Origin of the sequence: Streptomyces sp., from assembly GCF_019510245.1 — a bacterium.
Lineage (GTDB): Bacteria > Actinomycetota > Actinomycetes > Streptomycetales > Streptomycetaceae > Streptomyces.
Genome location: NZ_JAEKKT010000130.1, coordinates 1 through 20,250 on the forward strand (window position 1 = coordinate 1; position 20,250 = coordinate 20,250).

Below are 20,250 nucleotides of genomic sequence, written 5' to 3' on the forward strand. Positions count from 1 at the left end.
GCTGCGGCTCCGGCTGCGACTGGGGCTGCGGCTCCTCCTTCGGCTGCGGCTCCGGCTGCGACTGGGGCTGGGGCTGCAGCTGGGGCTGCGGCTTCGGCTGCGGCTCCTCCTTCGGCTGCGGCTCCTCCTTCGGCTGCGGCTTCTGCTCCCGTTCCGGCGGTGGCTCCAGCTGCGGCTCCGGCTGCGGCTTCAGCTGCGGCTCCTGCTCCTGCTCCTGCTGCGGCTCCTGCTGCGTCATGGGCGGCTCCGCTGCGACTTGCCCGCCTGTGGGTGGGGGTCCCTGGCCCAGGCGAACAAGCGGCGCTCCGTGCCGACGAGTACACCGTTGACCACCAGCCCGATGACGCCCGCCCACACCACCCCGGCCAGCACGTCCCGCGTGCCGTCGGTCCCGGTCTGGGCCTGGGCGATGAAGATGCCGAGGCCCTGGCCGAAGCCGGCGAGGATCTCCGACGCGACGGCGAGGATCAGGGCGACCGCGGCCGAGATGCGCACGCCGGCGGCGATGAAGGGGGCGGTCGCCGGGAGGTCCACCCGCAGCAGCACCGCGAGCCGGCCGAACCCGAAGGCGCGCAGGGTGTCCCGGGCCAGCGGGTCGGTCTCGCCGAGGCCGTAGACGGTGTTGAACAGCACCGGCCACAGCGAGGCGTACGTGATCAGCGTCACCTCCGTCTCCGTGCCCGCGCCGAGCAGCAGGGACACCAGCGGGATCAGCGCGACGGACGGCAGGGGCCGCAGGAACTCGATCACGGCCCGGGCGGCGGCCTCCACGACCGGCACCGTGCCCAGCAGGAGTCCCAGCGGCACCGCGAGCGCGCAGGCGAGGCCGAGCCCCAGCGCCCACGCCCGCAGGGTCACTCCGACCCCGTCGAGAAAGGCCGGGTCGCCCGCCAACCGCGCGGCGCGGACGAGGACTTCGGAAGCGGGCGGCAGATAGGTGCGCCGGACGATCCCGGCGCGGGACAGCGCCTCACAGATCCCGAAGGCGGCCGCCGCGCCGAGCAGGCCCAGCAGGAACTCCTGGCGCCTGCTCACTTCACGCCTGGTCATTTGACCAGCAGGGGTGCCGGGTCGATGTCCTTCGCCAGCAGTCCCTGGGCGCGCATGAGCCGGACGAGCCGGCGCAGGGCGGCCGGGTCGGCGGTCGGCGGGTAGGCCGGGAGGTGGATCGACCCGGCCTGGTCCGCGGTCACCTTGGTGTACTCGGGCAGTTCGGTGCGCACCGCCGCCGGGTCCCGGGCGGCCAGCCGGGACGCCGCCTCGACGGCGCGCCGGAAGCCCGCCGCCGCCTTCGGGTTCTTCTTCACGAAGGCGGCCGTGGTGATGTACCCGCTGGCGGGCAGGCCGTTCGCCGGCCCGGAACCGCCGTCGAGCAGCACCCTCGCGCCCAGTTCGCCCTGGATGGCCGTGTCGAAGGGCTCCACCGCGTGCACGGCGTCCACCTGGCCCCGCTGCAGGGCGGGGCCCATCTGCGGGAACAGGATCTGCCGGTAGACGGGCCGGCCGGCGTGCCGGGCGTCGAGGATCGCGTTCAGGGTCAGGGACTGGATGTTGTTCAGGACGGCGACGGCGATCTTCTTGCCGGCGAGGTCCGCGGGCGACTTCAGGGCGGAGTCCTTCGGCACGAGGACGTCCATCATGTGCGGGGAGATGCGCACGCCCTCGGCGAGGATGCGCAGGTCCAGGGTGCCCTTCTCGTACGCCTGGAAATAGGTGACGTAGTTCGCGCTGGCGATGACGTCCACCTGGCCCTTGAGCAGCGCGGGCAGCGCCTGGATGCTCTGCTGGACGGTCTGGACGCGCACGTCCAGGCCCTCCTTGGCGAACAGCCCGCGGTCCCGGGCCAGGTAGAGGGCGGCGGAGTCGGTGAGCGGCAGTGCCGCCACGGTCAGCCGCTGCCGGCCGTCGGACGAGTGCGGTGTGCCGCCGCTGTCGCAGCCCACCAGGATCAGCGCCGCGGCGGCGGCGAGCGCGGCGAGGCGCCGGGTTCGCGAACGTGCTCGACGTAATCGACGTAATCGACGTGAAGGCATGTGGGCATGCCTACCCGAAATTGTCATGATCGCTACAGATTCGGGGCGGGTTTCGGGGACTTTCGAGAAACCCGAACCGGGCACCGGAGAGCCGTGCACGCCGGGAGAGGGGGCGTGCAGCGGGGGTGTGGGGGCGTGGCCGCGGACACGGCGGTCGTCGGCGGGGCGCCGTCGGGCACGGTTGTCGCGGAGGGCTCCACGGGACGAGCCGAGCGCCCAACCGCACAGTACTGACCAGGGAATACGCCTCGTTCCCAGCACACGGCGGCTCCGGCCGCCACCCGGCGACGGCGCGTCGCCGCGGCCGTGCTTTCGAGATGCGGGCATCGGCTGCTGCTGGCTACGCTCGCTGAGTGGCCGGGTGCCGATGCCCCGAGGCCATGGCGCAGCAGCCGCCCCGTCCCGCCCCCGGAAACGAAGAATTCCGCAGTCCAGACCTCTGCAGTGTTCACGCCTCCACGGGAGGAAGGTTGCGATGAGGTTCACTCGCATGCGCACGCGCACAGCAAAGGCCGCGGCGGCGGCCCTGGTCGTCGTCGCGTCGGCGCTGGCAGGTACGGCTTCGCAGAGCCACGCACAGGACGCGTCTCCCAGCCCCTCCGGCACGTTCGGCAACGGCTGCGCGGGGCTCGCCCAGAAGGTCGGCACGGCCAAGGACAAGGTCGTGGAGGCCGCGGCCGCGTATCCGCAACTCAGCCATCTGGTCTCCGCCGCGGTCAGGGCGCATCTGAACGGCAGCCTCGACCAGAAACCCGACATCACCGTCTTCGCCCCGAACGACCAGGCCTTCCAGGCGGTGACCGTCGCGCAGTTCGCCTCGTTCCTCGCCGACCAGGGGCAGTTGAAGAAGGTGCTGACCTACCACGTCGTGGACCAGCGCATCACCCCGGACGAGCTCTCCCACGGCTCCTTCAAGACGCTGGAGGGCGGCAAACTGACCACGTCGGGATCGGGCACCGACTTCAAGGTCAACGGCAAGGCCTCCATCATCTGCGGCAACATCCAGGCCGCGAACGCCACCATCTACGTCATCGACCAGGTTCTCCAGCCGCCGTCCTGACGTACAGGCGGTACGGGCCGTACACCGTGTACGGCCCGACCGCTCTCCTCTGGCGCGGAGTTCAGCGACGGAGCCGGTCGAAGCGGAAGGGGATCGGGGCCTCCGGGCGGCGGCCGGTGAGGACGTAGCGGGTGAGGTGGGGGCCGGTGACCGGTCCCAGGGTGATGCCGAGCATGCCGTGGCCGGTAGCCGCGTAGGCGTTGTCGTGGCCCGGGACGCGGTCGATGACCGGGAGGCCGTCGGGGAGGAAGGGCCGCCCGCCGACCCAGGGGTCGCGGATCAGGCCGACCAGGCCGTCGGGGTCGTCGGGGTCTTCGGACCAGCGGCCCAGGTAGTGCCGGCTGGCGAGGGCGACGGGCGACGACGCGACGCCAGTCGAGGCGGTTGTTGTTGCCGCTGAGCTCCGTCGTGCCGCCGATGCGTGTGGTGGTGCCGATCGGCGAGGCGACGGCCCGGCGCTCGCCGAAGTAGAGCGTGTGCCGAGGCGCCGGGTCCAGGTCGACCGAGAAGCTGTAGCCCTTGCCCGCCTGGAGGGGCGGCGGATGGCCGAGGCGGCTCAGCAGGGTCCAGGAGCGCATGCCGGCCACGATGACGACGGCGGCGCCGCAGGGGCGTCGAGAGAGACCGCCAAAGCCGCCCCTTCACTCCTTCGCCCCTTCACTCCTTCGCCCTTTCACTCCTTCGCACCTTCGCTCCTGGAGTAGCAAGGGAAGAGCAAAGCACTAGCAAAGGGGTGACCGGGCGCCGTCACCGTGCTGATCAGCGCCGAATGTGACGTCGGCCAAATGCTTTGCATTTCGCTCGCGGAATGCCTAGCCTCCAAGTGTACGAAACGGTTTCGATCAGTTAGTGGGCCGACGGCCCGCGGAGAGAGCCCCCTCATGTCATCCGCTTCCGTCGGCTCCGTCGACGCGCACGCCGGCGTCGCACCGGCCCAGTCCTCGTCGGCCCACGGCGCCAGGCACCAGGCACCGCACCGGTGGATGGTGCTGGCCGTGATCGGCCTCGCCCAGCTGATGGTGGTGCTCGACTCGACGATCGTGAACATCGCCCTGCCGTCCGCCCAGCACGACCTGGGCTTCTCCAACGACGGTCGGCAGTGGGTGGTCACCGCCTACTCGCTGGCGTTCGGCTCCCTGCTGCTGCTCGGCGGCAGACTCGCGGACTTCTTCGGCCGCAAGACCACCTTGCTGATCGGCCTGATCGGGTTCGCCGGCGCCTCCGCGATGGCCGGCGCCTCGCAGAACCTGACGATGCTGATCGTCGGCCGGGCGGTCCAGGGCGTGTTCGGCGCGCTGCTCGCGCCCGCCGCGCTGTCCCTGCTGACCACGACCTTCACCGATGCCAAGGAACGCGCCAAGGCGTTCGGCGTCTACGGTGCGATCGCGGGCAGCGGCGGTGCCATCGGCCTGCTGCTGGGCGGTCTGCTGACCGAACACCTGAACTGGCGGTACACCCTCTACGTCAACCTGCCGATCGCGGTCGTCGCGGTGATCGGCACGGTGGTCTTCGTCCGCCGGCCCGCGAAGGCCCAGCGTCCCCGGCTGGACACGCTGGGCACGGTCCTCGCCGCGGGCGGCATGTTCTCGCTGGTGTACGGCTTCGCCAACGCCGAGACCCACCCGTGGGGCAACTGGATGGTCTGGGCGTTCCTGGCCGCCGGTGGCGTGCTGCTGGCTCTCTTCACGTTCTGGGAGACCCGGACCGGCCATCCGCTGCTGCCGCTGCGGGTACTGGCCGACCGCAACCGTGCGGCCGCCTACCTCTCGGTGTTCGTCACAGGCGCGGGCATGTTCGGGATCTTCCTGTTCCTGACCTACTACCTCCAGGAGACGCTGCACTACTCGCCGGTCAAGACCGGTCTGGCCTTCCTGCCGATGATCGGGGCGCTGATGGTCTTCGCGCAGCTGGCCACCATCGTCGCGGTGCCCCGGATAGGCGCCAAGCCGATCGTCCCGGTCGGCGCGCTCCTCGCGGCCGCCGGCATGGTCTGGCTCACCCGGCTCGACCTGCACTCGGCCTACACCTCCGACGTGCTGGGGCCGCTGCTGATCATGGGCGCCGGTATCGGCATGGTGATGCCGCCCGCGATGAGCCTGGCCACCCTCGGTGTAGCCCCGCAGGACCAGGGCGTCGCCTCGGCGACCACCAACACCATGCAGCAGGTCGGCGGTTCCATCGGCACCGCGCTGTTCTCCACCCTGGCGGCGACCTCGGCCACCGACTACGTCAGGGACCACCAGCCGGTGACCTCGCTGGTGAAGGCCAACGCCGCGCTGCACAGCTACGCCACCGCCTACTGGTGGGCGGCCGGCTTCTTCGTCGTGGCGGCCGTCCTCGCGGCGGTGCTCTACCGCAAGGGCAGCCCGACGGCCCAGGCGCAGACCGTGGACAGCGCCCCCCGCGCCGCCTTCGAGGAGCACGGCGCGACCGGGACCGAGGCCGTGCCCCTGGTCCAGCCGCGGACCGCGACCGGCATGGACCGGCCGGACCCGGACGGCCTGCTGGTGAGCGGCCGGGTCCTGGCGGCCGGCGGCGGTGTGCCTGCACCGGGCGCCGTGGTCACGCTGATCGACCCGACGGGCCGGCAGCTCGGCCACGCCGTCGCCGACGCCGCCGGCCACTACGCGGTGGCCGTCCCGGCCCCGGGCCCGTACGTCCTGGTCGGCTCCGCCGCCGGGCGCCAGCCGCAGGTGGCCACCCTCACGGTGGGCGGCTCCCCGGTCGAGTACAACCTGGTGCTGGCCGGCACCACCGGTCTGACCGGCAGCGTCCGCTCCGGCGGCCTCCCGGTGGCCGGAGCCCTGGTGGTCGCCACCGACGTCTTCGGCGAGGTGGCCGACTCCACGGTCACCGGTGCCGACGGCGGCTACCGTCTCGGCGAGCTGGTCGCCGGCGAGTACGTCCTGACCGTGAGCGCCGAGGGCCACCGGCCCACCGCCGTCGCGGTGACCGTCGGGGACACCGGGGCCGCCCAGGACATCCTCCTCGCTCCGGCCGCCGCGGTCCGCGGCACCGTCCGCGGCCGGAACGGCTCGCCCCTGACCGACGCCCGGGTGGCCCTGCTGGACTCGGCCGGCAACGTGGTCGCCGCCCGCACCACCGGCGAGGACGGCGAGTACGCCTTCCCCGACCTGCCCGGCACCGAGTACACGGTGGTCGCCTCCGGCTACCCGCCGGTGGCCGCCCCGCTCCGGCTGGACGGCGCGGGACGGGACGGCTTCGACCTCTACCTCACCCACGAGGAGACCGGGCAGGAGGGCACCCGGCAGACCGGACCGCTGGGCTGACACCCGGCGGCGAACCTCCCCGGAAGAGCCGGGCGGCACGGGTACGGCACCCGCGGCGCCCGGCTCTTCCACGTTGCCGGGCGGTGCCGCGCGCGGCGGTGGCCGGATCCCGGTGCTGTTCCGGCGGCCCTGGCGGGACGCCGTGGCGTGTCTGGGACGCGGACGGCGGGGACGGGCGCCCCGAAGGGCTGCGGAGCGGGCCGGAAGCGGATCGGAAGCAGCTCGGTTCTGGCCACGGAAGCGGTGGCGCTGGTCACCTCGTAGGCGTCAACCGCCTTGCTCTGCCCCGCTGTTCACCGTCCGCTCCGGACGGCCGGGGCGGGCGCGGTGCACTGCCGTCACCGCTGGAGAACCCCATGACCGATGCAGAGCCGACGCCGCCCGCCGGGCGTCCCGACCCGCTCTCCGCCCATCGCGCGCCGCCCTCCTACCAGGCCCCGGGGCTGATACCGCCGGGCGGCCCCGCCCGCACCTGGGGGCTCGTGGTCATCGCCACGCCCCTGCTGCTCGCCCTGCTCCTGGCCCTGATCGGCGGCCTGGCCGGAGGGTCGTCCGGGTCCTCGTCCGGGGCTTCCGGCTCCGGCTCCGACGCCGGCTTCTTCGGCTCGGGCACCACAGGCTCGGACACCTCCGGCTCGGGCAGCGCCGGTACGGCCGGTACGGACGACCAGCCGGCCTATGCCGACCCGACGACGGCGTCCGCATGGCCGTACGGCGACTCCGCCACTCCCGAGGCGACCGCGAGCGACGGCTACTACGGCGACCCGACGGACACCGCCACCGCCGCCACCCCGGCCGCGACCGCGAGCGGTGGCCCCGGCGACGTCGTCACCGCCTACTTCGCGGCGATCAGCTCCCACGACTACCGGACCGCCTGGTCCCTCGGCGGCAAGAACCTCGACTCCAGCTACGACAGCTTCGTCTCCGGTTATGCCACCACCGAGCAGGACACCGTCGCCGTCGTGGCCGTGGCGGGCGACGAGGTGGAGGTGACCATCGAGGCCCTCCAGACCGACGGCACGACGAAGTCGTACGACGCCACCTACACCGTCCAGGACGGCGTGATCACCAGCGGCACGGCCACCCAGACCGGCTGACACCCACTTCGGGGCGTGCCCGGAGGGGTGCGCCCGCACGAGCGGAGCGCTGAACCACCATGGCCACACAGATACTCGACCCCAGTCCTCCCGGCCCGGCACCGCAGGAGCCGCCGGAGCACCGTGCGTACGCGCGCACCCGGGCCACCCGGCTGCTGTCCGCCGGCACCTACCTGCACACCGGCTACCGGCGGGCCGTCATCCGGGAACTGCTGCGCAGAAGGTTCCGGGTCGTCGCGCCCTCCTACGGCTACGACGCCGTCTCGGTCCTCGCCCACGCCCTCGCCGCGCGCCGGCTGCGCCGCATCCAGTGGGCGGTCGCGGCCGGCGTGGACTTCGCGGTCCTCCTGCTGCTCAGCAACGGGGTGCTCAACCCGTTCATAGGTGTCGTCCTGCTGTGCTGGGTGCCGTGGGCGGCGGCCTATCTGCGCCGGATCGCCACCCTGCACATCCTGATGACCCGGGTACGGGAGAGCGGCCCGGACGGCGGCTTCGACGGCGCCAGCCCGGCGCACGCCAAGCTGACCGACGCCCTCGCCCGCAAGATCGACCACGAGCAGGCGAGCCGCAGCGGACTGGTCTTCTACGGCGGCTACCGGCCCTTCGTCGGCGCGGGCCTGCCGCTGCGCGACTGGTCCAACGCGCAGTTGCTGCTCGGCGCCCCGAAGACCCGGATCATGGCGCGCAAGAGCGCGGACGGCACCCCGCCCGACCTCGACACCGTCGAGCGCAGGCAGGTCGTTCCGTTCACCGTGCACGAGATCACCAGCCAGGTCGCCGCGCGGCTGGCCGCCGACCTGCGCGACGAGACCCGCCCCGAGGAGCGGATCGACGGGCTGACCGTCGAGCAGCGCCGCTTCACCACCGCGATCCGCACCAACGACCGCACCCAGGGCGCGGGCTGGTCCCAGCTGCCCGGCCTGGACGACCTGCCCGGCATCCACTGGCGGGAGGACTACGACGCGGCCCGCGAGTACCTGTGCGTGCGGGTCGGGTCGTGGAACGAGGAGCTGGTGACCTCGATCTTCGTCGGGTTCGACATCAAGGGCAACACGCTGCACACCGAGTTCTACACCTACGTGCTCGGGCCGCTCGTGGGTGACTTCCACCTGGTGGACCAGTTGCCCGCCGCCGTCGACGGGCGGCTGGCGGTGCGCGTGGCGTGGGACTTGTTCACGTCCCTGGTGCGCTGGTGGGTGACGCTGTGGATGTGGCCGCTCCTGCTGGTCCCGGAGCGGTTCCTGCCGGGGTGGGCGGTCCGCTGGACCCGGCCCTGGCGGGCCAGGAGGGCCAGGCGGGCCGCGGCCGAGCTGCTGCTGTCGGACCGGGTGGAGGACACCAGCGAGTTCCGGTTGGGCCGTTACGTCAACCGCTGGGTCAACTGCGGTGCGTTCGCGAGCGTCCGGGAGCTGGCCACCAGCGAGACGTACCACCACTTCTTCCAGCAGGCCGACGCGGTGAAGTACATGCAGGTCGTCGAGCGCCGGCTGCTCAAGAACATCCGCGCGTTCCTCGACGAGCACGACGTGGACCTCGCCGAGCACGACCGGGCGCAGACCAACATCCTGCTGGGCGACAACAGCCAGAACATCTTCGGCGGCGAGAACAGCAACTTCGGGTACAACTACCAGCCGCCGACGGGCGGTTCGGCCTGAAAGGCAGGTAAGTGACCATGAGCCAGGGCCACACCTTCGGCGAGAAGAGCCAGAACATCGTCGGCGGCCGGAACAGCGGCTTCGGGTACAACGTCTACAACACCCCGCCGCAGGACGAGCGGTCGGCCGAGGAGGAGGCGGCGCGCGCCGCCCAGGCGCGCGCGGACTACGGCCGCAGCCGCAGCGTCTTCGTCGTGCACGGCCGCGACGAGGAGGTCCGCACGGCGATGTTCGGGCTGCTGCGCCGGCTCGACCTGCGCCCGCTGGAGTGGGAGCGGCTGGTACGGAACACCGGGGGGACCGCGCCGTTCCTCGGCGAGGTCATCGAGAAGGCGCTGTCGCAGGCGCAGGCGGCGCTCGTGCTGCTCACCCCGGACGACGTCGCCAAGCTCCATCCGCATCTGCTGGGCGACAACGAGCCCCCCTACGAGACCCAGTTGACCGGCCAGCCCCGCCAGAACGTGCTGATCGAGCTCGGCATGGCGCTGATGGCCTACCCGGAGCGGACGATCATCGTGGAGGTCGGCCAGGTGCGGCCCGCCGCGGATCTCGGGGGCCGCAACGTGATCCGCTTCGACGGCTCCGAGACCGCCGTCTCGAAGATCGTCGAACGGCTCAAGGGGGCCGAGTGCGACCTGGACGACACCCGGCCGGACTGGCGTGACACGTCGTACTTCGAGAACCTGGCGGCCTACCGCCGGCTGGCCTGACCAGCCGCAGGAGGGGGCGGGGGCCGCGGGCCCCCGCCCCCTCCTCCTTGTGCACTACCCCTGCGGGCCCGACGCCAGGGCGGCCAGGAACGCGGCCAGCTCGCGCATGTCGATGCCCTCCAGCTCCTCGGGCCGTACGACGACGCGCAGTTCACGGCAGATCGGGGCCTCCCGGGAGCGGGCCACGAAGGACATCAGGATCAGCCTCAGCAGGCTGTCCCGGTCGAGGTGGCCGAGGCGGGCCAGCCCGGATCCGGTCAACGGCATGGCCACCCGCTCCAGTTGGGCGTGCGCGCGCAGCGCGTCCCACAGTCCGGCCAGGCCCCGCCACAGGTCCTCCACGCCGGAGGAGGCCACGTAGTCGTTGCCGATCCGGCTGTAGGCCACGCCGAACACCAGCCGCGGCCGGGCGCCGAGCACCGCCACCGTGCCGACCGGGTAGCGGTCGAGCTTGCCGAGCGGCTTGTCCGCCCGCTCCTCCCGCGCGACCGGCTCGGCCGGGGCGAGCGCCGCGCCCAGCTCCGCGTCCAGGCGGGCGACGTCGCCGCCGTACCGGCGGTCGAGGAGCTGTGCCTGCACGCTGTCGCCGTTGATGACCCGGCCGCCGGCCGACAGGGTGTCGAAGGTGTCGCAGAAGCCGACGACCAGGTGGGCCGGCTGGTCGAACAGGTCACCGGTCTCGACGACCACCGTCATGTCGGGCCGCCGGAACACCTGCCGTACCCGGGCCGCGGGACGGGACCGCAGCAGCCCCCAGCCCAGACAGGCGCCCACCGACAGTCCGACGACCGCGCCGGAAGCGCTGTGCGGCACGAACGGGCCCACGACCTGGGACACGGCGGACAGCCCGCCGAACGCCACCATGGTGTCGCGCACGAAGACCTGCCGGGCGCGCCTTGTACCACGCAGGAAGGCGTTCCGGGGCCGTATCGGGTCCATCGGGGCCAGTCGGCCCGAATCACCCGAACTCATGGATTCCCCAAGGCATCATGATAATCTTTCAGTCACTGAGGCTGACGCAGAGTGACGCTGAACCGCCGGGGGGCGACGCGGATGGCCGGTGCGAGAGCACATATCCGGGTGAAGGTACTGGGCCCGGTCCAGCTCGAGGTCGACGGGGCTCCGGTCCGGCTGACGCCGCTGACCGTACGGCTGCTGGTCCGCCTGGTGGCGGCCGGCGGTGAGGCGGTGCCGGTACGGCAGCTCCGCCGCGACGTGTGGGGGCTCGCGGACGAGCCGCGCCACCTGGACCAGCGCAACCGCAACGAGGTCCAGAAACGGGTCCTGGAGCTGCGCCGGGCGCTCGCCCCCGGCACAACCGGCGCACCCGGCCAGGACAGCGCGGGCACACAGGTCCTGCGCACCGAACAGCAGGTCACCGTGCAGGGCCCGGAGACCGCCTACCGCCTGGTGCTGCGGCCCGAGGAACTGGACAGCGCACGGTTCACCGCGATCGTGAACGACGCCCTGCTGGCGCCCCCGGCCACCGCCGCGCACCGGCTCTCCGAGGCGCTGTCCCTGGTGCGCGGCCGGCCGCTGGCCGAGGTCAACGGAGAGGGGTTCGCGGTGCCCTTCGTCCGCCGCCTGACCGCCCTCCAGGACGCGGCCCGCCGGGAACTGGTGCGCGTGCAGACCGACCTGGGACGGCCCGAACTCGCCCTGCCCGTCGCCGAACTGATCACCCACGAGCATCCCGACGACGCCGAGGCCGCGCGGGTCCTGGACGCCCTGCGCGCGGAGCTGCGCGCCCGGCACGGGGCCGAACTGCTGCGCCACCGGGTGCCGTTGCCCGGCCAGCGGGCCGATGTGGTGCTGGTGCGCGGCGACCTGTTCGACCAGGCGGACTGCAACCTGGTGATCGGGTTCTCCGACACCTTCGACACGGAGACCGCCGAGGATCTCGTGATCAGCCGGGAGAGCCTGCAGAGCCAGCTCGTCGACCGGCTCTTCGCCGGGAAGCGGCGCCCGCTCGACGACCGGCTGCGGGCGGGGCTGCGGGCGGTGAAGGCCGTGGCCACCGAGACCGTGCGGGCCAAGCCGCTGGGCCGCCGGGTCCGTTACCCGGTGGGCACCACCGTGGTGGTGCCCGTCGAGGGCCGCCGGGTGTTCGCCACGGCCTACTCGCGGCTCGGCAACGACCTGGTGGCCAGGTCCAACCACGCCGACCTGCGGCTCAGCCTGGAGAGCCTGTGGGCCTCGGTGGCGGTCAACGGCCTGTTCAAGCCGGTCGCCGTCCCGCTCATCGGCTCCGGCCTGGCCCGGGTCACCGACCTGGACCGGGGCCAGCTGGCCGCCCTGATCGTGGACTCGTTCATCGAGGCCTGCCGCCGCTATCCCGCCCTGACCCCCGAACTCCGGATCGTCATCCTGCCCCAGGAGCTGGCCCGGACCGACCTGACCCCGGTGGAGCAGCGCTTCGAGGACCTGGTGCTCGGCCTGCGCGCGGCCGACTGACGGCGAAGGTGAGACCGGGCGGCGGCCCGGACGTGTCCCCCGGGCCGGCGGGCTGCTCCGCATCTGACCGTTCCCCCTTCGCGGCACCGTCCGCCGTCCGCGCCTCGCGCCGCTTCGCCCGGCCTCACCGCAGTCCACGAGACCACCCCGGCCGCTTCCGCCGGCACCCTCGAACCGCTTCCGATCCGGTTCCGGTGCCGCACGGGCGGACGGCGACCGGACGGCCGGACAGGACGGGCCCTCCCGACCGTTGGGTCCCGCACCGATCGGGTCTATCGTCAATCATGAGGCCAGGAGGAGGAGGACGGCCGGTGATGCCGCAGGACGAGGCCGTGATCGGCTGCACGGGGAAGGTGCTCATCGGAACGCGCGGTGCCACCGGGCCCGGCGAGGTCCTGGTACGGGTCAGGGGCGGTTCGGAGACCTTCCTCGCCTGGTCGGAGGAGCCCCTGCCGGTCGGCGCGACGGTGCTCGTGATCGAATCACGGGGATGCCGGGAGGTCGGCGTCATCGAGTGGGTGGATCCATTGGACGCGCTCGGCGACATCGCCGAGGCCGGCTGAGGAGAGACAGGAATGTTCGGATACCGCGTACCCGCTCCCGACGAGGCGATGTTGATCTCGGGGGGCAGGCGGGGACTGGGGGGCGCGCCGTTCCGAGTGGTGACGGGGCACGGCAAGTTCGTGCTGCCGGTCCTACGGAAGGTCCGTTTCCTCACCCTGTCCATGTGCGAGTCGGAGGTCACCGAGACCTGTGTGACCAGACAGGGCATCTCGCTGCACGTCCGCGCGGTCATCGCCTTCAAGGTCGGCAACGACCACGAGAGCATCATCAACGCGGGCCAGCGGTTCCTCTCCGACCAGGAGCAGATGTCGGTGCTGACCGGCCGGATCTTCGCCGGTCACCTGCGGGCCATCATCGGCTCCATGACGGTCGAGGAGATCGTCACCGAGCGGCAGAAGCTCGCCGCGGAGGTGCTGGACACCTCGAAGACGGAGATGGCGAAGATCGGCCTGATCGTCGACTCGCTGCAGATCCAGTCCATCGACGACGGCGACACCGGTTACATCGACGCGATGTCCGCGCCGCACAAGGCCGCCATCCAGCGACAGGCGCAGATCGCGCAGGCCCAGGCCACCCAGGCCGCCGTCGAGGCGGAGCAGGCGGCGGCCCGCAAGCAGGCCGAGTACGCCCGGCAGACCGCCATCGTCAAGGCCGAGTACTCGGCCGAGGTGGACCGCGCCCAGGCGCAGGCCGGCCAGGCCGGGCCGCTGGCGCAGGCCCACGCCCAGCAGGAGGTGCTCGCCGCCCAGACGGAGCTGGCCCAGCGCCAGGCCAAGCTGCGGCAGGAGCAGCTGGTGGCCGAGGTCGTCAGGCCCGCCGAGGCCGAGGCCGAGCGGGTCAGGATCCTGGCGGCCGCCGAGGCGCAGCGGATGAAGATCCAGGCGGAGGCGGCCGCGTCGTACGACCGGGTCGCGCTGGACCGGATGCTGATCGACCAGCTCCCGCAGATCGTCAAGGAGGCCGCCGGCGGCCTCGCCGGTGCCAACGTCAACGTCCTCAACGGCGCGGACGGCCTCGGCGAGATCGCGGCCGGCCTGGTCTCCCAGGGCCTGACGATCCTCGACTCGGTCCGGCAGAACCTGGGTGGCCAGGACTCCGACGGCCGGCGCCCCGACGGACAGCGTCCTGAGGGCCGCCGCTCCGGGGAGAGCGAGGGCAACGGCAGCAGCCTGCTCCAGCTGCCCACCGGGAAGGGGCGGAAGTCGGACGACGGTCCGGTGGACGTCGACTGAGCGCTCCGCTGGAAGCGCCGGGACTTCTGTAGGCGCCGCGGCAGGCCGTCAGCCGGCTGCGGCGCCATCGTGGCCGGTCGCGCAGTTCCTCCCCCAGCCTCCGGCCGGGGGTACCCCCAGCGCCCCTTCGGGGGCAACGCCCCAGCCCGGTGCCGGGATCGACGCCGCTTCTGGAAGCGCCGCGGCAGGCCGTCAGCCGGCTGCGGCGCCGTCGTGGCCGGTCGCGCAGTTCCTCCCCCAGCCTCCGGCCGGGGGTACCCCCAGCGCCCCTTCGGGGGCGCTGCCCTGGGCTGGGGTCGACGCCGGTCAGGTTGCGGCTGGCGTCCCACAGTCGGGCCGCCGCGCAGGTGTCGGTGAGGTGGTTCCACAGCGGTTCGTTCCGGGGGCTGCCCCGCAGGCCGAAGACCCGCGGTCCCCACAACTGCCCCCCGCGCACGGCGGGGTCGAGCACGGCCCGGACCGCGGGCCGGGCGCCGGCGTGCTTGCCCTGGACGAGAAGGGCGGCCGGTGCACCGCGAAGCCGTGCACCGGCGGTCCGCACGTGGACCGGCGGCCGTGACGGGGTCAGCGAGTCCAGCGCGCCCCCGGGATGGACCACCACGCTCGCCACCGGGCTGCCGGCCGCGCGCAGCCGCCGGTCCAGTTCGAGGCCGAAGTACATCTGCGCCAGCTTGGAGCGTCCGTAGGTGCGCTTGGGCCGGTAGTCCTCCCGGGACTGCAGGTCGTCGAGGTCGAGCCGCTCGGACTTGGCCGCGAAGCTGCCCATGGTCACGACACGGGCCGCCGGTGCGGCCGACAGCAGGGGCAGCAGCCAGTGGGTCAGCGCGAAGTGCCCGAGGTGGTTCGTCCCGAACATGAGCTCGTGACCGTCCCCGGTCTCCCGGCGGGGCGGGGCGTCGAGCGCGACGCCGGCGTTGTGGACCACCGCGTCGAGGTGGTCCACGTCCAGTGACTCCACCGCCGTCCGGAGCGACGGGAGGTCGGCGAGGTCCAGCCCTACGGCCCGCACCCGGGCGCCGTGGACGCGTGAGCGGATCGAGGCCGTGGCGGCTTCGGCCTTCGCGGGGTTCCGGCTGCCCAGGACGACGGTGGCCCCGGTCGCGGACAACTGCTCCGCGACGAAGTACCCGATGCCGGCGTTGCCGCCGGTGACCAGGAAGACGCTGCCGTCGGCACGCGGGAGCCGTCGGACGTCCCAGGGCGGGGTGGAGGGCGTGGACGACATGGCGGAGGGGCTCCCTTGCGTTCGAGGGCGGCTGCGGCCGCCCGGCAGGGCGGCCCGGCACCAACGGTTCCAGTGGCGTCCGACACATCGCCTACGGATCACCGACAGCCCGCCGACACGGAGGCGGGCCCGGGCTCGGCGCGCTGCTGGAAGTCCCGCGATGTGGCGTCTGCCGTCAGTCGACCGCGGCGCCGTGGTGGCTAGTCGCGCAGTTCCTCCCCCAGCCTTCGGGCGGGGGTCCCCCAGTGCCCCTTCGGGGGCGCCGAAGCTCCCGATGGACTCGAAAATCGAACACGTGCTTGAATTCGGGCATGCGATCGTTTCCCGTGGACCTGGCCCGGGCGCAGCAGGAATGGAGCGCCACCTACCGGCAGCTCGCCGCGCGGCCCGGGCGTACCGAGTTGCGGCGGCGGCTGTACCGGCTGTCGGCGGAGGTGTTCTTCCATCCCTACTGGGGGCAACGGCGGCCGAGCCCCGCCGCGTGGCGGGAGTTGCGGGACCTGGGGTGGTCGGACCGGGCCGGAAGCTGAGGGGGCTCGGATGGCGGGCTGGAGTGCGGGACCGTACGTCCCGGATGATCCTGAAGGCATGTCCGGACCGATACGGGTGATCGTGCATCCGCCGTCGCCGACGGGTGGCCGGCGCGTGCGCGTGGACGGCGAGATCCTGGGGCTGGCGCACAACGTGACCGACGTCGCCGAGTTCCTCCGCCGGGCCGGGCTGGAGATCGACCCGGCGGAGGTGGCGCGGGTGCCGTGGATCGACTGGCGGGGCGGCGGGCCGGAGTGGTGGGGGCCGGAGACGTGACGGCCCCGGGTGGCCGTGGTCGCTCGGGTGCCGGGCAACGCACGAGGCCCGTCCAGTGTGTGGACGGGCCTCGGGATGGAGCGCCGGGCAGGCCTTGCACCTGCATTTCCCCGCAGGAAGCGGGGCGTCTTTCCTTGGACCACCAACGCAACGGCGGACGGACCGGATCGGGCCGACCAGCTCTGAATTGATCATAGCCCATGCGGGTGAGGTGTGCCCGCGCCGGACGGCGACCCGGTCGCGAAGTCCGCGGGCCGCGGGGGCCGGTTTTCTTTACGCACTCCTGACGCCGGCACCCGCATCCCGGGACGGCTCCGAAGTGTCCTCATCCTTGTCCGGATTCCTGTCCGGATCACGTCGAGAATGGAGTGTGTGCCCATGGACGGCGCCGTCGTAGGGGTCGTACTGGTGGTCGTGGCGGCCCTGCTCGTGCTGCGCAGCGGGATGCGGGTGGTCAACCAGGTCGAGCGTGGGGTCGTGTTCCGCTTGGGCAAGGCGCTGCCGGACTTCCGGCGGCCGGGGATCACCTTCCTCATCCCGTTCGCCGACCGGATGCGCAAGGTGAACGTGCAGGTGGTCACCATGCCGGTGCCCACGCAGGAGGGCATCACCAAGGACAACGTGTCGGTGAAGGTGGACGCCGTCGTCTACTTCCGGGTCACCGACCCGGTCCGCGCGGCCATCGAGGTGCAGGACTACGTCTTCGCCGTCGGCCAGGTCGCCCAGTCCTCGCTCCGCTCCATCATCGGCAAGAGCGACCTGGACGACCTGCTGACCGACCGGGAGCGGCTGCACGAGGGGCTCGCCCTGATGATCGACAGCCCGGCCGCCGAGTGGGGCATCCACATCGACCGCGTCGAGATCAAGGACGTACAGCTCCCGGAGTCGCTGAAGCGGTCCATGTCCCGGCAGGCCGAGGCGGAGCGGGAGCGGCGGGCCCGGGTCATCACCGCCGACGGTGAGTTCCAGGCCGCGCAGCAGCTCGCCAACGCCTCCCGGATCATGTCGGAGACCCCGGAGGCGATGCAGCTGCGCCTGCTGCAGACCGTCGTCGAGGTCGCCGCCGAGAAGAACTCCACGCTCGTGATGCCCTTCCCGGTCGAGCTGCTGCGCTACTTCGAACGGGCGACCAAGCGGCTCGACCAGGAGGTCGAGAAGAACGAGCGCGAGCTGGACGGGCCGGACGGGTCGGCCGCGCTCAAGGCCGGGATCGAGCAGATCGCGGCCGTCGCCGACAAGTTCGGGCCGGCCGGGGAGCTCACCGCGCCGAGGGAACCGGCAGCGGAGCCGTCCGCTCCCGTCGAGCGGCAGTAGCCAGCGTCAGCGTCACGGTCAGTGACGCGAGCGCCATGAGCGTCATCGCGACGGCGGGCGAGGTGAGTTGCGCGACCGAGCCCGCCAGCGTGGCGCTCAGCCCCTGGAGGGTCAGCATGCCGGCCGAGTGCAGGCCGAGGGCATGGCCGCCGAGTTCGTCCGGGGTCAGCTTCATCAGCCGCTCCTGCTGCACCAGGCTCGCGCCGAAGCCGACGGAGGCCGTGCCCGCGCAGGCGGCGGCGAGCACCAGGGGCGGGTGCAGGAAGAAGACCAGGTAGGGCGTGGCCAGGAGGAGCAGCAGCGGGGTGGCCGTGCGGGCGCGGACGGCGGGCGGCAGCAGCCGGCCGACGGTCACGTCACCGGCCAGCATGCCGAGGGCCGCGCAGGCGAACAGGGTGCCGGCCGACTCCGGGGCGTACGACACGTACAGCGACTCGCAGCCGACGACCAGCCCGTTGGGCAGCCACAGCCCGAGATAGGTCAGCCGGCGCGGGCGGGACGACCACAGCAGGGCGTTGGTGCGCCAGGTCGCGGCGACGGAGGGGCGGCCGGCGGCCCGGGGCGGGCGGGCGCTCAGGCCGAGGCGGAAGGCCAGGGCGGATGCCAGGTACAGGGCCGCGGCGAGCAGCAGACAGATGCGCGGGGACACCGCGGCCAGCAGTACGCCGCCGGTGGCGTAACCGGCGATCTGCACCAGCCCGCTCATCATGTTGAACAGCGAACGCCCCGGCAGATAACGGTCCTTGTCGAGGATCTCGTTCAGCAGCCCCCAGCGCACCCCGCCGCCGAGCGAGGCGACGAGACCCAGCAGGAGGACCACGGCGAGCAGCGCACCGGCCGGGAGACCGGGCAGCGCGAGGGCCGCGGTGGCGACGGCGAAGCTGAGCGAGATCGCGGCGAGGGTGGTGCGCGGGGGCAGCCGGTCGGCGCCGGAGAGCAGGAAGGTCGCGCCCAGCACCTGCGCCAGCGAGGGACCGAACATGCTCAGCGCCGAGAGCAGGGGCGAGCCGGTGGTCCGGTAGACGAGCGTGCCGAGGGCGAGCCCGCCGACGGTACCCGCCGCGTTCTGGGCGGCCGCGCCGAGGAAGAGCGGGGTGAACTCGGGGGTGCGGAAGAGGGATCGATAGCTGGTGGGCATGGCCGGGAGTCTCGGGGGCGCCGACGGGGGGCGTTATTGTTTCGCACAGGCGCGAAAGGTTGCGGCGGCGGCTCCGAGAGCAGCGGCTCCGACAGCGGGGAGGTCTCTTGGGTTGGTGGCAGCTCAACGCGGACACGCTCGCCCGGAGCCGCTTCGTGCTCTCCCCCTTCGCCGAGACCTTCGCGAGCCTCAGGTTGCTGCACGGCGGCACCGCCGCGCATCCCGGTGAGCGGCGCTGGCTGGAGGAGCAACTGCCCGGCTACCGGGCGCGGCTCGCCGCCGATCCCGTCACCGCCCTGCTCGTCCGCGCCGGTCTCGGCCGGGTGTGGACCGCCGACTTCCTCACCCCCACGCCCAGGGACGGGGAGAGCGCCGAGGCCGCCATCGCCCGGGTGCGGGCGGTGCGCCCCGACGACGCCCGCGCGCACCTGCGGCTCTCCCTCGGCGGCCCCCTCCCCGCCGCCCTGGACCGCGACGACCTGCCCGGCCGCGCGGCCGACCTGCTGACGTACGTGTGGGAGGCGGCCGTACGGCCGTCCTGGGAGCGCCGGCGGCGGATCCTGGAGGCGGACGTGGTCGCCCGGACCGCGCAGGTCAGCCGAGGCGGCTGGGCGGAGGTGCTGGACTCGGTGCGGCCGGGGCGGACCCGCTGGCTGGGCTCCAACCGGCTCCAGGTCAACCTGCACGAGTACCCGCCCCGCGAGATCTCCGGCGCCGACCTCCTGCTCGTCCCGGTGACGCCGAAGTCCGGCTGGGTCTCCTGGGAGGAACCGGACCGGTACGCGCTGGTCTACCCCTGCGCCGGCGCGCTCTCCGACCCCTCGGAGCGGGCGGTCCCGGCCGGTCTGGAGGCCCTGCTGGGCGGCGCCCGCGCCGGGGTGCTGGTGCTGCTCGACGCGCCCCTGAGCACGACCCACCTCACGGCGGTGACCGGGCAGGGCCTGGGCTCGGTCGGCAGGCATCTGCGGGTGCTGCTCGACGCCGGGCTGGTGGAGCGGCGGCGGGCCGGGCGGTCGGTGCTGTACTCGCGGACGGCGGCCGGGGACGTGCTCGTGGAGGCCGGAACCCGGACCGCCACCTCGCGGAGTTAGCATCCGCCTATGACGACTACTGAGAACAACGGGTCCGTGCTCGACGTGGAGATCGGTGCGCTGCAGGGCGGCTCGGCCGGTCTGCCGGGCTACGGCGGCAAGGCCGTGCTCATTGTCAACGTGGCCTCCAAGTGCGGTCTGACCCCGCAGTACAACGGCCTGGAGAAGCTCCAGGAGCGGTACGCGGCGCAGGGCTTCACCGTGCTCGGGGTGCCCTGCAACCAGTTCATGGGCCAGGAGCCGGGCAGCGCCGAGGAGATCGCGGAGTTCTGCTCGGCGACGTACGGGGTGACCTTCCCGATGACCGAGAAGGTCGAGGTGAACGGCGAGGGCCGGCACCCGCTCTACGACGGTCTGGTCGGGTTCGCCGACGCCGAGGGGTACACCGGGGACATCCGCTGGAACTTCGAGAAGTTCCTGGTCGGCCGGGACGGACAGGTCCTCGCCCGGTTCGCGCCGCCGACCGAGCCGGAGTCGGCCGAGGTCGTGGCGGCGGTGGAGGCCGCCCTCGCCTGACCCCGGGTTGACCTTGCCCCTGGGGCAGGGACGAGCCTCCTGGTCACCGGGCGGAACGGATCCG

Annotated in this window: 18 protein-coding genes and 2 pseudogenes; 13 read left to right on the forward strand and 7 right to left on the reverse strand. The window is 72.8% G+C overall.

What is annotated here, in order from left to right; translation table 11 throughout:
* From JF597_RS16740 to JF597_RS16750, 3 genes are all read right to left on the reverse strand, one after another.
* Positions 1–238 (reverse strand): hypothetical protein (locus JF597_RS16740; RefSeq protein ID WP_293995119.1); only part of this gene is annotated, 238 nt, incomplete at its 3' end.
* Positions 235–1,050 (reverse strand): ABC transporter permease subunit, encoded by an 816-nt coding sequence (locus JF597_RS16745; protein WP_293995122.1) that lies wholly within the window; start codon positions 1,048–1,050, stop codon positions 235–237. The genes JF597_RS16740 and JF597_RS16745, both read right to left, overlap by 4 nt.
* On the reverse strand, positions 1,047–2,033 hold the full coding sequence (locus JF597_RS16750) for an ABC transporter substrate-binding protein (RefSeq protein ID WP_293995124.1): 987 nt from the start codon (positions 2,031–2,033) through the stop codon (positions 1,047–1,049). The genes JF597_RS16745 and JF597_RS16750 overlap by 4 nt, the downstream gene beginning before the upstream one ends.
* Positions 2,034–2,523: 490 nt before the next feature.
* On the opposite strand from JF597_RS16750, the gene JF597_RS16755 reads away from it, so the two are divergent.
* On the forward strand, positions 2,524–3,093 hold the full coding sequence (locus JF597_RS16755; protein WP_293995127.1) for a fasciclin domain-containing protein: 570 nt from the start codon (positions 2,524–2,526) through the stop codon (positions 3,091–3,093).
* 190 nt (positions 3,094–3,283) lie between these two features.
* On the opposite strand, the pseudogene JF597_RS55555 reads toward JF597_RS16755, so the two are convergent.
* Positions 3,284–3,637, reverse strand: a pseudogene (locus tag JF597_RS55555) (hypothetical protein); the annotation flags it as partial.
* A gap of 337 nt (positions 3,638–3,974) precedes the next feature.
* Here JF597_RS55555 and JF597_RS16765 point away from each other — a divergent pair.
* The 4 genes from JF597_RS16765 to JF597_RS16780 all read left to right on the forward strand — a co-directional run bounded on the left by JF597_RS16765 (position 3,975) and on the right by JF597_RS16780 (position 9,845).
* Positions 3,975–6,383, forward strand: a complete 2,409-nt coding sequence (locus tag JF597_RS16765; protein WP_293995129.1) for an MFS transporter — start codon at positions 3,975–3,977, stop codon at positions 6,381–6,383.
* A 356-nt stretch (positions 6,384–6,739) separates the two neighbouring features.
* On the forward strand, positions 6,740–7,480 hold the full coding sequence (locus JF597_RS16770; RefSeq protein WP_293995132.1) for a hypothetical protein: 741 nt from the start codon (positions 6,740–6,742) through the stop codon (positions 7,478–7,480).
* Positions 7,481–7,539: 59 nt separating this feature from the next.
* Positions 7,540–9,135: a hypothetical protein gene (locus JF597_RS16775; protein ID WP_293995135.1), complete on the forward strand. Its 1,596-nt coding sequence runs from the start codon at positions 7,540–7,542 to the stop codon at positions 9,133–9,135.
* 17 nt (positions 9,136–9,152) lie between these two features.
* The gene (locus tag JF597_RS16780; RefSeq protein WP_293995137.1) at positions 9,153–9,845 is read left to right on the forward strand and encodes a nucleotide-binding protein; all 693 of its coding nucleotides are present in this window, start codon (positions 9,153–9,155) and stop codon (positions 9,843–9,845) included.
* 54 nt (positions 9,846–9,899) lie between these two features.
* Here JF597_RS16780 and JF597_RS16785 read toward each other — a convergent pair whose 3' ends face one another.
* A complete protein-coding gene (locus JF597_RS16785) occupies positions 9,900–10,784 on the reverse strand; it encodes a macro domain-containing protein (protein ID WP_293995140.1) in 885 nt (294 codons plus the stop codon).
* A 141-nt stretch (positions 10,785–10,925) separates the two neighbouring features.
* On the opposite strand from JF597_RS16785, the gene JF597_RS16790 reads away from it, so the two are divergent.
* The 3 genes from JF597_RS16790 (at position 10,926) to JF597_RS16800 (ending at position 14,095) form a co-directional block, all read left to right on the forward strand.
* The gene (locus tag JF597_RS16790; protein WP_293995143.1) at positions 10,926–12,299 is read left to right on the forward strand and encodes a macro domain-containing protein; all 1,374 of its coding nucleotides are present in this window, start codon (positions 10,926–10,928) and stop codon (positions 12,297–12,299) included.
* 314 nt (positions 12,300–12,613) lie between these two features.
* Complete coding sequence (locus tag JF597_RS16795) at positions 12,614–12,862, forward strand: hypothetical protein (protein ID WP_293995145.1); 249 nt, start codon at positions 12,614–12,616, stop codon at positions 12,860–12,862.
* A gap of 12 nt (positions 12,863–12,874) precedes the next feature.
* Complete coding sequence (locus JF597_RS16800; RefSeq protein ID WP_293995148.1) at positions 12,875–14,095, forward strand: flotillin family protein; 1,221 nt, start codon at positions 12,875–12,877, stop codon at positions 14,093–14,095.
* Positions 14,096–14,387: 292 nt separating this feature from the next.
* Here the strand turns inward: JF597_RS16800 and JF597_RS16805 are convergent.
* Positions 14,388–15,320, reverse strand: a pseudogene (locus JF597_RS16805) (SDR family NAD(P)-dependent oxidoreductase); the annotation flags it as partial.
* Positions 15,321–15,631: 311 nt separating this feature from the next.
* Between JF597_RS16805 and JF597_RS16810 the strand changes: the two are divergent.
* The 3 genes from JF597_RS16810 (at position 15,632) to JF597_RS16820 (ending at position 17,441) form a co-directional block, all read left to right on the forward strand.
* Positions 15,632–15,850: a hypothetical protein gene (locus tag JF597_RS16810; protein ID WP_293995151.1), complete on the forward strand. Its 219-nt coding sequence runs from the start codon at positions 15,632–15,634 to the stop codon at positions 15,848–15,850.
* Positions 15,851–15,908: 58 nt separating this feature from the next.
* Positions 15,909–16,127 carry a hypothetical protein gene (locus JF597_RS16815; protein WP_293995154.1) on the forward strand — a complete coding sequence of 73 codons (219 nt, stop codon included), beginning with the start codon at positions 15,909–15,911 and terminating at the stop codon, positions 16,125–16,127.
* Between the two features lie 378 nt (positions 16,128–16,505).
* Positions 16,506–17,441, forward strand: a complete 936-nt coding sequence (locus tag JF597_RS16820) for a slipin family protein (protein WP_293995157.1) — start codon at positions 16,506–16,508, stop codon at positions 17,439–17,441.
* Here JF597_RS16820 and JF597_RS16825 read toward each other — a convergent pair.
* Positions 17,386–18,579, reverse strand: coding sequence for an MFS transporter (locus JF597_RS16825; protein ID WP_293995159.1), 1,194 nt, complete (start codon positions 18,577–18,579; stop codon positions 17,386–17,388). The genes JF597_RS16820 and JF597_RS16825 overlap by 56 nt on opposite strands.
* Positions 18,580–18,686: 107 nt before the next feature.
* On the opposite strand from JF597_RS16825, the gene JF597_RS16830 reads away from it, so the two are divergent.
* Together JF597_RS16830 and JF597_RS16835 are read left to right on the forward strand one after the other, a co-directional pair.
* Positions 18,687–19,670, forward strand: a complete 984-nt coding sequence (locus tag JF597_RS16830) for a winged helix-turn-helix domain-containing protein (RefSeq protein ID WP_293995162.1) — start codon at positions 18,687–18,689, stop codon at positions 19,668–19,670.
* A gap of 9 nt (positions 19,671–19,679) precedes the next feature.
* Complete coding sequence (locus tag JF597_RS16835) at positions 19,680–20,186, forward strand: glutathione peroxidase (protein ID WP_293995166.1); 507 nt, start codon at positions 19,680–19,682, stop codon at positions 20,184–20,186.
* Positions 20,187–20,250 lie beyond the last annotated feature (64 nt).

Coding starts and splice junctions, on each gene's coding strand:
- JF597_RS16745 (WP_293995122.1), bottom strand. CDS start 1,050: ATGACCAGGCGTGAAGTGAGCAGGCGCCAGGAGTTCCTGCTGGGCCTG.
- JF597_RS16750 (WP_293995124.1), bottom strand. CDS start 2,033: ATGCCTTCACGTCGATTACGTCGATTACGTCGAGCACGTTCGCGAACC.
- JF597_RS16755 (WP_293995127.1), top strand. CDS start 2,524: ATGCGCACGCGCACAGCAAAGGCCGCGGCGGCGGCCCTGGTCGTCGTC.
- JF597_RS16765 (WP_293995129.1), top strand. CDS start 3,975: ATGTCATCCGCTTCCGTCGGCTCCGTCGACGCGCACGCCGGCGTCGCA.
- JF597_RS16770 (WP_293995132.1), top strand. CDS start 6,740: ATGACCGATGCAGAGCCGACGCCGCCCGCCGGGCGTCCCGACCCGCTC.
- JF597_RS16775 (WP_293995135.1), top strand. CDS start 7,540: ATGGCCACACAGATACTCGACCCCAGTCCTCCCGGCCCGGCACCGCAG.
- JF597_RS16780 (WP_293995137.1), top strand. CDS start 9,153: ATGAGCCAGGGCCACACCTTCGGCGAGAAGAGCCAGAACATCGTCGGC.
- JF597_RS16785 (WP_293995140.1), bottom strand. CDS start 10,784: ATGGACCCGATACGGCCCCGGAACGCCTTCCTGCGTGGTACAAGGCGC.
- JF597_RS16795 (WP_293995145.1), top strand. CDS start 12,614: ATGCCGCAGGACGAGGCCGTGATCGGCTGCACGGGGAAGGTGCTCATC.
- JF597_RS16800 (WP_293995148.1), top strand. CDS start 12,875: ATGTTCGGATACCGCGTACCCGCTCCCGACGAGGCGATGTTGATCTCG.
- JF597_RS16810 (WP_293995151.1), top strand. CDS start 15,632: ATGCGATCGTTTCCCGTGGACCTGGCCCGGGCGCAGCAGGAATGGAGC.
- JF597_RS16815 (WP_293995154.1), top strand. CDS start 15,909: ATGTCCGGACCGATACGGGTGATCGTGCATCCGCCGTCGCCGACGGGT.
- JF597_RS16820 (WP_293995157.1), top strand. CDS start 16,506: ATGGACGGCGCCGTCGTAGGGGTCGTACTGGTGGTCGTGGCGGCCCTG.
- JF597_RS16825 (WP_293995159.1), bottom strand. CDS start 18,579: ATGCCCACCAGCTATCGATCCCTCTTCCGCACCCCCGAGTTCACCCCG.
- JF597_RS16835 (WP_293995166.1), top strand. CDS start 19,680: ATGACGACTACTGAGAACAACGGGTCCGTGCTCGACGTGGAGATCGGT.